An 11,575-nucleotide genomic window follows, 5' to 3' on the forward strand; every position below is an offset into this window, starting at 1 on the left:
GATCCTGCCCCTACCGTCTGCCCCTACCGTCTACGCGGCACGAGTCCGGTTTCGAAGGCGATGATCGCCAGCTGGACGCGGTCCCGAGCCTCGAGCTTGGCGAACAGACGCGCGACATGGGTCTTCGCGGTCGCCGCGCTGATCACCAGCCGCTCGGCTATCTCGGTGTTCGACAGTCCCTGCCCGACCAGTGCCAGCACCTCGCGCTCCCGGTCGGTGATCCCCGCGAGGGGACTCGAGTCCGCGGCGGGCGCGGCGTCCGGTTCGGGGGCCGCGGGGCCGGACGTTCCGGCGAAGTCCGCGATCAGCCGTCGGGTCACGCTCGGCGCGATCAGCGCGTCGCCCGCGGCCACCACGCGGATCGCTTCCAGGATCGCGTCCAGGGCCATGCTCTTGAGCAGGAATCCGCTGGCCCCGGCGCGCAGTGCGCCGTAGACGTACTCGTCGTGGTCGAAGGTCGTCAGCACCAGCACCTTGGGTGGGTCCGGCTCGGCGCTCGCCTGCCGGGTCGCCTCGATCCCGTCCATGCCCGGCATCCGGATGTCCATCACCACGACGTCCGGCCGCAGTTCACGCACCAGGCGCACCGCTTCGCGGCCGTCGCCGGCCTGGCCGACCACCTCCAGGTCGTCGGTGTCGCCGATCAGGATCCCGAGCCCGACCAGCATCAGCGGCTGGTCGTCGACCAGCAGCACCCGCACGCTCATGCCGGGAGCCTCGCCGTCACCCGGAATCCGCCCTCCGGACGCTGGCCGGCGCTGAACTGGCCGGACAGCAACGTCACCCGCTCGCGCATGCCGAGCAGGCCGAAGCCGCTGCCGCCGGCCCCCGCCGCGAACCTCGGACGGCCCGGCCCGCCGAGACCGTCGTCCCCGTCGTCCACCACTTCGATCCTCACTCCTGTCGGCTCGTAACCGACCGCGACCCGGCAGGTCCGCGCCCCGGAATGCCGCACCACGTTCGTCACCGACTCCTGGATGATCCGGAATGCCGACAGTTCGATCTCCGGCGGCAGTGGACGCCGCTCGCCCCGCCAGGTCACATGAACCCGCACCCCGGCGCCGGCCGTGCGTTCGGCGAGCTGCGGGACGTCGGCCAGGCTGCCGGCCGGCGCCAGCGGAGCGGCCTGCGGCATGGCGTCGTCGGGCTCGGCGCGGCGGAGCGCCCCGAGCATGCGCTGCAGCTCCAGCAGCGTCTCCCGGCTGGTGGTCTCGATGCCGGTCAGCGCCTGCCGCGTCTGCTCGGGCTTGGTCGCCACGACCCGCGCCGCCGCTCCCGACAGCACCGTGATGATCCCGATGCTGTGCGCGACGCTGTCGTGCAGCTCGCGGGCGATCCGCAGCCGCTCGGCCATGACGACGCGGGCCGCGGTCTGCTCCTGCAGGGCTTCGAGGTATTCACGGCGTTTGCGGTACACCCCCCCGAAGACCCACGCGACCGTGAACCACAACGCGAACTGTCCGGCCCACTGGGACGCGTCGCCGACGGTCTGCTCGCGGACGTGGAGGTCGTTGAAGAACGCGGCCGCGACGGCCGCGACGGCGCCGACGGCGGCAGCCTTGGGCCGCCGGACGGCGAGGTACCCGCCCAAGCCGACGAGCAGGACGAACACGATCGAGGGCCGTGCGCCGAAGGCGTCGCCGAGGACGGCTTCGCCCAGGACCGCGGCGAAGACCGCCGCCGGCAGACGGCGCACCAGCAGAACCGGCAGGGCGAGCACGACGCAGAGACCGAGTATCTGGAAGGGCGCGAGGTCGGGGAACCGGAACAGGCCCTCGTAGTGCGCCCAATCAGTGGGCAGCATCGTCAAGGCGAGAATCAGCGCGTACAAGCAGGTGGTGGCCAGCACCACGGCCTGTGACATCAGCCAGGTCACGCGTTTCGATGTCGAGAGACGCTGGAGAAGCTGTTCCATACGAAGATCGTATTCAGTGGCGTCGGCTCTGCGCGTCGCCCCGGGGATGTACGCCGGATACGCCCCCGGGCCGATGGCCTGGGAAGAGGTGACATCCGCCGGCCGACGCGGTGGATCGTGGTCCGTTCCTAGGTTCATGGTCATGACGAATGCACCGATGATCGATCTTCGCGACACGACAAAGAAGTACGACGACGGCCCGCCCGCACTGGCCGGCGTCACCTTGTCCGTGGCGGCTGGTGAGTGCGTGGCGATCCTCGGCCATTCCGGCAGTGGCAAGTCCACGCTGCTGAACCTGATCGCGGGTCTGGACAAGCCTTCCAGTGGCACCGTGACCGTCGACGGCACCCGCGTCGACCAGCTCGGCGAGGCCGGTTCGGCGAAGTACCGCCGGGCCTCCATCGGCATGATCTTCCAGTTCTTCAACCTGCTGGACGACCTGACCGTGTTGGACAACGTCATGGTTCCGGCGCAGCTGGCCGGGATGGGCAAGGGCGAAGCGAAGCGGCGGGCCGTCGAGCTGCTCGACTCGCTGGGCATCGACCGGCACGCCAAGGCCTACCCGCAGCGGCTGTCCGGCGGGGAACGGCAGCGGGTGGCGGTGGCCAGGGCCCTGATGAACGAGCCGGCGCTGCTGCTGGCCGACGAGCCGACCGGCGCTCTGGACTCGAGCTCGGCCGAGGACGTGCGCGAGCTGCTGCTGGACCTGAACAGCGACGGCCAGACCATCCTGCTGGTCACCCACGACGTGCAGCTGGCCGCGAGCACCGCGCGCCGCACGATCGAGTTGGTGGACGGCGCGGTCGAGCGGGACGTCGTCAACGACGGCAGCGGTGCCGGCCTGGCCGCCCGCACACCGCTGATTCGTCCGGCGGGAGAGGTCCGATGACACTGCGCAAGCCGCCGATGCCCCGGCGCGTCTTCGAGGTCGGTTTCCGGGCCGTGGCCCGCATGCTGCCGGCGGTGAGCCGGTGAGCGCCTTGGGCAAGGTCGTACGCTCGGGCGTGGGCCGGCGTCGGGTCCAGTCCCTCGTCATGGCCCTGACGACGTTCGCCGCGGTGACGTCCTCAGTGCTCTCCCTCGGTCTGCTGACTGTCGTGCAGGCCCCGTTCGAGCACGCTTTCCGTGCGCGGAACGGGGCGCACCTGGCGGTCCAGTTCGACGGCTCGAAGGTCACGGCCGCGCAGGCCGCCGCCACCGCGCACGCCGCCGGCGTCACCGAGGCGGCCGGGCCGTACCCGGTCGCCGCCGCCCTGGACACGACGATCGGCACGGACTGCTCCAAGAAGGATCGGGCCGGTCACGACAACGGTCCGATCACCGTCACCACCCGGCCCGACCTGGGCAGCACCTCCGGGATGGACCAGCTGGCGCTGACCCAGGGGCGCTGGCCGACGAGCCCGGACGAGATCGCCCTGCCGTGGCAGCACTATGCCGCCGACTGCTTCGGCGATTCGGTGGTGTTCTCCTCCCTGCCGGGCAAGCCGTCGTTCAAGGTCGTCGGCTTCGCCGGCTCGGTGACCGACAGCGCGACCGGCTTCGCCACCGCCGACGGTTTCGCGCGGCTCACCGCCGCCGGTGCCGAGTCCGACGAGCAGATGCTCTACCGGTTCGCCAAGGCCGGGACCGCCGCGGACATCGCCACCGACAAGCAGGCGGTGGCCGCCGCCGCGCCGGCCGGCGCGGTCGAGGCCGGACAGTCGTACCTGACCGCGGAGCAGCAGGCGACCGGCAACGCCAAGGCCTACGTGCCGTTCCTGATCGCCTTCGGGATCCTCGGGCTGTTCATGTCGGTGCTGATCATCTCGATCGTGGTCAGCGGGGCCGTGGCCTCGGGAATCCGGCGCATCGGGATTCTGAAGTCGTTGGGCTTCACCCCTTCGCAGGTGGCCCGCGCCTACACCGCGCAGGCCGTGATCCCGGCGACACTCGGCCTGGTGCTCGGCACGGTTTTCGGCAACCTCCTGGCCGTGCCGATCCTGGACGGGGCCACCAAGCAGCTCGGCGCGGCCAGTGCCACGATCCCGTTGTGGGTCAGCGCCGTGGTGCCGCTGGGCACCCTGCTGATCGTCGGCGTCACGGCTTTGATCCCGGCACTGCGGGCCGGCCGGATGCCGACGGTGCGGGCCCTGGTGGTCGGCCGCGCCCCCAGAGCCGGGGGCGGTCGGGTGGCGCAGCGTCTGGCTTCGCGGCTGCCGCTGCCCCGGGCCGTGTCGTTGGGGCTGGCCCAGCCGTTCGCCCGGCCGGCCCGGGTCGTACTGGTCGGTGCGGCGGTACTGTTCGGCGTCGTGAGCGTCACGTTCGCGGTGGGGCTGGAGTCCGGGTTCAACAAGTACCTGGACACCAGCACCTCGGGCTTCAACGTCGCGTCGAAGTTCGTGATGCCCACAGCCGACGTGGGCGTGCCCTGGGGTCGCTACGGCCCCAACGACCCGCGCACCCCGCACCTGGACGCCGCCGAGGTGGCCGCCGCGCTCGCCGAGATCCCGGGCACGAAGACCGCGTTCGGCTGGGGCGACAGCGGCGCGACCATGGTCGGCGCCCCGGCCGGCGGCGAACCGCCGAGGGTGTTCACGGTCACCGGCGACTTCTCCTGGACGCACCTGGAGCTGCTGTCCGGCCGCTGGTACTCGGCGCTGGGTGAGGCGGTGGTCGGCGACAAGCTGGCCTCGGCGGCGGGGATCCACGTCGGTGACGACGTCGCCGTGGTGCAGCAGAACAGGCAACTGTCGCTGAAGGTCGTCGGCATCAACTTCGACACCAACCAGGGCGACTACACGGTCATGACGGATGCGGCCACCTTCACCGCCGCCGGCCTGACCCCGCACATCGACCTGTTCAACGTGGAGCTGGCCGACAACGTCAGCGGATCGGACTGGTCCACCTCGGCCGCCGCCGCGCTGACCCCGCTGAACGCCTCGGTCCAGCCGAACTCGGGCGGGGGCAAGAACATTATAGTGATCACCATGGGCGCCCTGGTGGCCACGCTCACGCTGATGATGATCGCGGTCGCCGCGCTCGGGGTGCTGAGCACGGTGGTGCAGGACACCCGGGAACGGGTTCATGACCTGGGGATCCTCAAGGCCCTCGGGATGACGCCCAAGCAGACCGTCGCGATGGTGCTGACCTCGGTGTCCCTCACCGGCCTGATCGCCGGGCTGATCGGGGTCCCGCTCGGGGTCGCGGTGGAGAAGGCGACGCTGACCCCGATGGGGAACGCGATCGGCCGGCACCTGCCGCCGAGCGTGTCCCACGTCTACACCGCCGGGCTGCTCATCCCCCTGCTGGCCGGCGGGATCGTGATCGCCCTGCTCGGCGCACTGCTGCCGGCCGGCTGGGCGGCCCGGTCGCGGACCGCCACCGCGCTGCGGACCGAGTAGGACCGAGGGCGTGGAGCCCTACGGATGCAGGCCCCGTCCAGGGCACCGCTGCCCTGTCGGGACGGTGGAGGCGCCGCCCCGCAGGATTCCCCGGGTCGTGATCCTCCCGGCGAAGCCGAGGACACCGACGGCCCTCCTCGCTGGACCCCGCCCGGTGAACGCCCCGGCGTCGTACCTCGGAGCCCGGACGGGCGGGCCCGGCGCCAAGGCGTTCACCGGGCGTAGTCGACCTCGGGGAAGCCGGGGGAGGGACCGTCGAGCAGTCGCCCCCGGTCGCGGAGGTGGAGGTCGAAGAAGGCTCGCGGGTAGGCGCGTTGGAAGGCCTGTGCCCGGTGCTCGGGAATCGTCCCGACCTCTTCCTCCAGATCGGCCGGTGACTTGCCCAGGAGAGGGGCGATCAGCGGCAGGATCAGCACGTCGTCGCCGAACGACTGGTGCGCGGCTCCCCGTACGGTCAGGTGCAGGCGCCAGCCGCGCAGATGCGACCAGAACGCGCGCAGGGCGGGGTTGTTCTCCATGCTGCCCTTGCCGGGGGTGTCCACGACCAGGAACGGACGGTCGAGGCCGGCGTCCACCACCGGGCCCGCCGCGCCCCCGTCCAGGCTCATGCCCGCCGTGATCCGCCCGTCGGTGAGCATCGTCGCGGCGGTGGTGGCGCCGCCCAGGGAGTGGCCGAGCATCCCGACGCGCCGCAGGTCGAGCGCCCCGTGCAGGCCTGTGGGCAGCGGGGTGCGGCAGACGCCGGGGTGGCCACCCGAGCGGAGGACGGCGAGCCGGTCCAGGACGAAGCGGATGTCGGCGGTACGGACCGCGAGGGCCTTGGCGTAGTCGTTGATCCCGCCCAGCGGATTCGTCTCGACGCGTCCACCGGGGAAGGCGACCGCCGCCGCGTCGTAGGTGTGGTCGACGGTGACGACCAGGAAGCCGTGACTGGCGAGGTCTTCCACGATGCCGGTGCCGAACGACCGTGACGCGTCGGCGCCGGGGGAGTAGAGCACGACGGGCAGGGGGCCCGGTGGGCCGCCGACGGGAGCGCCCTCGTGGCCGTGGGTGCTTCCCAGTCGTACCCGGCCGGGAGGCAGACCGAGGAGGCTCAGGTACCGGTCGGCCGCCGCCGGAGGCATCCAGGGAACGGTGGGGCGGTCCGCGCGGCCGCGGGCGGGGTACCAGAGGCTGATCATCAGCTCACGGCAGGGGCGGGAGGGCACCCAGGGGTCGGGCCGCGCGGTGTCGGCCAGGTGCAGCGCGATCGTACCCAGCGGGTACGGTCCGTTCGGGGCGGGCAGCTGGAACCGCACGGGTTCCTCCTGCCTCGGTCGCGCGACGGCCAGCGGCGCGAGCGGACCCGGGATCATGGCGGCGGCCAGTGCGGCGGACGAGGACAGCAGTGTTCTCCGATTCATGGCTCCACTGTTGCGTCCGACGGGCCCGGCGGCTTCGCCCCCGGGGAGGAACCCGGTGTCAGCCCAGGAGGGTATGACGGGCATCGGCCGCGCGGATGAGTCAGCCCGCGAGATGACGTCCTCCGGGCTGACAGGCCCTGGGCCCCCGCTTGGATAGCGTGGCCGGCATGGGCGACGGGGAGTCACGGCCGCTGGTGGCCGGACGTCTGAGGGACGGACAGTGGCACGGCGTGGACACGGTCGCGGCCGTGCTCCTCGCCCTGGCGTTCGGCGCGAGCGAGACGCGCAGCGGTGGCTGGGGCGCGGGAGCCGTGGCGGCGGCGGTCTGGCTTCCGGTCGCGGTACGGCGCAGATGGTCCGTCCGGGTTCTGTACACGGTCCTGGCCGGTGCGGTCTTCGCCATGGCGTTCACCGGATGGGAGGAGTCCTGGGTCCCCGTCGGGGCCGCTCTGTACACGGTGGCGGCGCGGGAACCGCGGCGCCGGTCCGCGACGGCGCTCGGCTGCTCGCTGGGCGCCGTCGCGGCGGCCATGGCCCTCGTACCGCGACCGGTCCCGGCCTCCGGGGTCGCGTGGGGCGTCGTCTTCGCGTCTTTGATGATGACGTTGCCCTGGCTGGTGGGCACCGCGCTGAGAGAGCAGCGGTCGTACGCGGAACTCGCCGCCCGGCAGGCCGTGACGGACGAGCGCCTGCGGATCGCCCGCGAGCTCCACGACGTGGTGGCCCATCATCTGACTGTCATCGCGGTACGGGCCGAGGTGGCCCGTGCGGTGGCCTCCACCAACCCGCAGGAGGCCGAGCGGACCCTCGCACTGGTCGGGACAGCGGGCCGGACGGCGCTCACCGAGATGCGCCGCATGCTCGGCGTTCTGCGATCACCCGGTGACGGACCCGAGTCGGGGACCGCCCCCGGTCTGGCGGACCTGCCGGCGCTCGCGGACGGCGCAGGCCCGCGCGTCGAGCTGTCCGTCGAGCCGGATCCACCGCTCCCCCCGGGTGTGGAACTGGCGGTCTACCGGATCGTTCAGGAAGCCCTCACCAATGTCGTCAGGCACGCGGGATCGGCGGACTGCCGGGTGAACCTTTCCCGGACGGGTCCCGAGGCGGTCGAGATCGAGGTCGTCAACGACGCGCCGTCCCGGCTCCCGTCCCGGTTCCCGCCCCGGCGTCCTGGCGGCGGGCACGGACTCGTCGGGATGCGGGAGCGGGCGGCCATGTGCGGCGGGACCCTCTCCGCCGGCCCCCTGGCGACGGGCGGATTCCGGGTGCACGCGCGGCTGCCCTGGGGATCGGAGACAGCACGGTGAACCGGCCGGTCCGGGTTCTCATCGCCGATGACCAGGCGCTGTTGCGGACGGGCTTCCGCCTGCTCATTGAGAACGCGCCGGACCTCACCGTCGCAGGCGAGGCCGTCAGCGGCGAGCAGGCCGTCGAACTCGCCCTGCGGCTGCGGCCCGACGTCGTGCTGATGGACATCCGGATGCCGGGCATGGACGGTCTGGAGGCCACCCGGCGCATCTGCGCGGACCCGGACGCCGCCGGCACCCGGGTGCTGGTCCTCACCACGTTCGACCTGGACGAGTACGTGTACGCGGCACTCCGCGGCGGAGCCAGCGGATTCATCCTGAAGGACATCCTCCCCGCCGACCTGCTGACAGCCTTGCGGGTGGTCGCCGCCGGCGACGCCCTGCTCGCGCCCGCGGTCACCCGCCGTCTGATCCGCGAGTTCGCCGGACGCCACGAGCCGCGCCCGCGACTCGCCCGGGAGCTGGCGGGCGTGACCCCACGGGAACGGGAAGTGCTCCGACTGGTGGCCCGGGGACTGCCCAACCGCGTGATCGCCGAGCATCTGGGGCTGAGCATCGCGACCGTCAAGACACATGTCCGGCGGCTGCTGGCCAAGCTCCACGCCCATGACCGGGCCCAGATGGTCGTCATCGCCTATGAGACAGGCATGGTCACCGCGGGCGGGAACCTCCCGTCCACGGGCTGACGCCTCACCGGCTGGGACGGTGGACCTGAAGGGGACTGCCCCGGCGGTGGGTCGTGCCGACCCCGATCGGCCCCGGGAGGTCTGCTCCGTGGTGTCGAGCGCGTAGTTCCAGCGCGGGAGGTTCTCGGGCCGTGCGAGGTGGGCGAAGAGCACGCTGACGGGCGCGTCGACGGTCAGGGTGTTCTCGAATCGCATGATATTTCCTTCCCCGGCGCGGGGTCGGCCGGCCCCGCGCGGTTCCGTGTGCGGCGGTCCTCGGCGTCGGTGCGGCGCTCGACCAGTCCGGCCGCGACGACGCGTTCGACCAGCCGGCTGGGGTTGGTGCCGCTCTCGCGACGGCCCGGGCAGGGATCCGGGCACCGAATCGCCGCCACGCGGAACCTGGTAGCTGATCGGCGCCAAAGCCTTCGATCAGTAGGCAATTTCTTGAACAGAACGTTAAATACAAGGCCTTGCCCCGTATTTGGGTGTAGGCTCTGAAGCACAGAGGGTGGTCCGAAGGGCCGGCATGGCGATGATGCCGACGAATCACCCCGGACAGGGGGAGCATCATGATCTACCACATCGAGGTCGCGCGGGCGACGATCGACGAGCGTCTGCGGGAGGCCGAGAAGCACCGCCTCACGCGCGCGCTCCGGCTCAAGAGCCGCGCCGAGCGCACCACCCGACGCGCACACCGGGCCCTGACAGGTCTGGTCGGCCCGACCGTATGAGCATCACCCTCGACGGGCCGCCACCGCAGCACCGGTGACGGCCCGTCCGCTATCTGCAAAGAAAACTCCCGGTGAACCGGCCCGGTCGGCCACACACGGACGCATGCCGCGGCCTCACCCGGTAGGCATGAACCACAGCCTCAACCCGGAGGCCGAGAAGGCCGACCGGGAGCGGGGCCGAACAGGACCTGAAGGCCCGCAGGACACGAGACGCTCTGCCGGCTGGCGAACAACTCGCCCAGGCCGCCCGGCACGCCCGGGCCGCCCGCGAACACCTGACGGCCCTGCACGCCGTCCGCTCCTCCAGGGCGGGGTTGCCAGCCCTCCAGAGCCAATGACGGCTGAGCACCGGCATGCCGGACCGCCGCTCTGCCTCAACCAGACAGGGGCATCGGCCCTACACGCAGGCCACACAAGTCTGAAGGTCGTCGGAGAGGAACGCGATGAAGCGGGTGTCGGGGGACCTGACTATCCCAAGACGCACCCGCCCTTCCCCAGCCTCGCGCAACCGCGCGACTGCGTTGGCCAGACCTGGCCGTTGAGGGACGCCATCCTCTTTCATCATCCGCTGCCGCCAGGACCAAACGTCCCAAAGCTCGCGTGCCGGTGTGGATGACGCCGATATCTCGAAATCCGTTCCCTCGTCGGGAGAGTGCGTCGCAGTGGCGAGGTCGTACCCCTCGCGCAGACCGAGCGCGACGAGCACGCCGTCCGGGGCGGCCTCGGCCGCCCGTGTCCAGCCGGTGGCCGCGGCGAGCCGACGCACGGCGGCATCGCACTCCAGGACACCCGGCGTGCCGTGGGTTCGGCTCGGATCCCGGGACAACGTGAGCTCGGTGACCGGCTCACCGCCCCGGCCCAGCACAGCGGCGGCCATCGGCCAGGTGCGTGCCGGCAGGGTGAGGGAGCTGCGGACCTGTCCGGCCGGCCGGGACGGCCGGCAGCAGCATCGACTGCGTCCACGCCGCTTCCGCGGCCGCGACCTGGGCGCAGACCGTTGTCACGGCCGTCGACGGGAGCGCCGTCGGCGTGCCCGGGCCGCGGGCCGCGGGCCGGGACCGTGGTCGTGGTCGACGCCGGCGGCGGCCGTGGGGCACCCGGCATTCGGCCCATCGGGGCCGCCCCCAAGGGCGACCGCTGCCCGTCCCTGCCACGGCACCGGCCCGAAATGGCTATGCACATGGTTATGAGAATCACCTGCCGCGCCGCTCTCGGCGTCCCGTTGATGACCGCTGCCGCCCTGGTCCTGCCCGCCGGCCCGGCCACCGCAGCCACCGGAAACCTCTACCTCAACAACGAAGAGGTCTACACGGACCCCTCCGGCTGCTACCCCCTGGAGGACTCCAGCATCGTCGACAACAACACCGACACGGCCGTGACCGTCTACTCGGGTCCGGACTGCAACGGAGAGGAGCTCGGCCGCATCAGCGCCGGTGACGACGAGATCACCACCGGCGCCCAGAGCCTCTACATCCCCTGAATCCCTGCCCCGATCTCGCCATCAGCCCCGGACCGGCCCGGATCGTCACTGCCCGCCGACGGGTCTCCCGAGGTGGCGGGCAGTGCGCCACCGGCCTTCCGGACACGCGCCGGGGCGGCCGCCCCCTGCCGAAGGCGGCTACCGGCCGCCCCGCCCTGCACTGCGGCCCCGCCTGCCGACAGGCCGAACACCGCCGGCGCCGCCTCGAAGAAGAGACTTCCCGCCCTGCGCTTCGGTGTCGGGCGGTCAGGCCGTCCGGTGGCGCGGCACGTGCACAGCGGCCAGCCCTATGGCGCAACCTGCAGGCCGTACTCGCCGACCGGTCGCCCGGCGACCTCACAGCCCCAGGCCGGTGAGCAGGTAGAGGCGCAGGGTGACGGCGGCGAAGGTCGGGGCGTAGTTGCGGATCGTCCAGATCCGGTGCGCTTGCACCTCGCCGCGGCGGATCGTGCGGTAGGCCCGGGCGGCGGTGGACAGCCACGCGGCCGCCAGCAGGCAAAGGGCGATGTGGAGCTCCGATCCTGCTTTCCGGGGAGGGGAGGTCGGGTCTTTCGCCGGCCCCGGGCTAAGGCGTGTCTGACAAATGATCATCTGGTTGGTTCGCGGAGCCAGAGGATTAGGGAGGCCAGGACGACTCCGGCGCGGTAGCGGTCGGCGAGCTTGTCGAACCTGGTCGCGATGGCGCGGAACT

Annotated in this window: 11 protein-coding genes and 1 pseudogene; 6 read left to right on the forward strand and 6 right to left on the reverse strand. The window is 71.9% G+C overall.

Translation table 11 applies throughout. The features are described 5' to 3' along the window. Window positions 1-23 precede the first annotated feature (23 nt). Window positions 24-707 carry a response regulator transcription factor gene (locus ACWGKU_RS14055; protein WP_331768813.1) on the reverse strand — a complete coding sequence of 228 codons (684 nt, stop codon included), beginning with the start codon at window positions 705-707 and terminating at the stop codon, window positions 24-26. Further along, window positions 704-2,059, reverse strand: a complete 1,356-nt coding sequence (locus ACWGKU_RS14060; protein WP_452178414.1) for a sensor histidine kinase — start codon at window positions 2,057-2,059, stop codon at window positions 704-706. The genes ACWGKU_RS14055 and ACWGKU_RS14060 overlap by 4 nt, the downstream gene beginning before the upstream one ends. On the opposite strand from ACWGKU_RS14060, the gene ACWGKU_RS14065 reads away from it, so the two are divergent. Both ACWGKU_RS14065 and ACWGKU_RS14070 read left to right on the forward strand, forming a co-directional pair. Beyond that, window positions 2,058-2,804: an ABC transporter ATP-binding protein gene (locus ACWGKU_RS14065; protein ID WP_331768815.1), complete on the forward strand. Its 747-nt coding sequence runs from the start codon at window positions 2,058-2,060 to the stop codon at window positions 2,802-2,804. The genes ACWGKU_RS14060 and ACWGKU_RS14065 overlap by 2 nt on opposite strands. A 145-nt stretch (window positions 2,805-2,949) precedes the next feature. Next, window positions 2,950-5,295 (forward strand): ABC transporter permease, encoded by a 2,346-nt coding sequence (locus ACWGKU_RS14070; protein WP_452178413.1) that lies wholly within the window; start codon window positions 2,950-2,952, stop codon window positions 5,293-5,295. Window positions 5,296-5,507: 212 nt separating this feature from the next. Here the strand turns inward: ACWGKU_RS14070 and ACWGKU_RS14075 are convergent, their stop codons facing one another. Beyond that, a complete protein-coding gene (locus ACWGKU_RS14075; RefSeq protein ID WP_331768817.1) occupies window positions 5,508-6,698 on the reverse strand; it encodes an alpha/beta hydrolase family protein in 1,191 nt (396 codons plus the stop codon). 167 nt (window positions 6,699-6,865) lie between these two features. Here ACWGKU_RS14075 and ACWGKU_RS14080 point away from each other — a divergent pair, with 167 nt between their 5' ends. The 3 genes from ACWGKU_RS14080 to ACWGKU_RS14090 all read left to right on the forward strand — a co-directional run bounded on the left by ACWGKU_RS14080 (window position 6,866) and on the right by ACWGKU_RS14090 (window position 9,404). Further along, complete coding sequence (locus ACWGKU_RS14080; RefSeq protein ID WP_452178412.1) at window positions 6,866-8,005, forward strand: sensor histidine kinase; 1,140 nt, start codon at window positions 6,866-6,868, stop codon at window positions 8,003-8,005. Continuing rightward, window positions 8,002-8,691 carry a response regulator transcription factor gene (locus ACWGKU_RS14085; RefSeq protein ID WP_331768818.1) on the forward strand — a complete coding sequence of 230 codons (690 nt, stop codon included), beginning with the start codon at window positions 8,002-8,004 and terminating at the stop codon, window positions 8,689-8,691. The genes ACWGKU_RS14080 and ACWGKU_RS14085 overlap by 4 nt, the downstream gene beginning before the upstream one ends. A 551-nt stretch (window positions 8,692-9,242) precedes the next feature. Next, on the forward strand, window positions 9,243-9,404 hold the full coding sequence (locus ACWGKU_RS14090) for a hypothetical protein (protein ID WP_331768819.1): 162 nt from the start codon (window positions 9,243-9,245) through the stop codon (window positions 9,402-9,404). 397 nt (window positions 9,405-9,801) lie between these two features. Here ACWGKU_RS14090 and ACWGKU_RS14095 read toward each other — a convergent pair whose 3' ends face one another. After that, the gene (locus ACWGKU_RS14095) at window positions 9,802-10,281 is read right to left on the reverse strand and encodes a hypothetical protein (RefSeq protein ID WP_331768820.1); all 480 of its coding nucleotides are present in this window, start codon (window positions 10,279-10,281) and stop codon (window positions 9,802-9,804) included. 309 nt (window positions 10,282-10,590) lie between these two features. Here ACWGKU_RS14095 and ACWGKU_RS14100 point away from each other — a divergent pair, with 309 nt between their 5' ends. Continuing rightward, window positions 10,591-10,884 (forward strand): hypothetical protein, encoded by a 294-nt coding sequence (locus tag ACWGKU_RS14100; RefSeq protein ID WP_401052883.1) that lies wholly within the window; start codon window positions 10,591-10,593, stop codon window positions 10,882-10,884. A 336-nt stretch (window positions 10,885-11,220) separates the two neighbouring features. Here the strand turns inward: ACWGKU_RS14100 and ACWGKU_RS14105 are convergent, their stop codons facing one another. Then, the gene (locus ACWGKU_RS14105; protein ID WP_331768888.1) at window positions 11,221-11,472 is read right to left on the reverse strand and encodes a DUF2306 domain-containing protein; all 252 of its coding nucleotides are present in this window, start codon (window positions 11,470-11,472) and stop codon (window positions 11,221-11,223) included. Then, window positions 11,450-11,575: pseudogene (locus tag ACWGKU_RS14110) on the reverse strand (IS5/IS1182 family transposase); the annotation flags it as partial. The gene ACWGKU_RS14105 and the pseudogene ACWGKU_RS14110, both read right to left, overlap by 23 nt.

It is taken from the genome of Kitasatospora sp. NPDC054768, assembly GCF_053612025.1.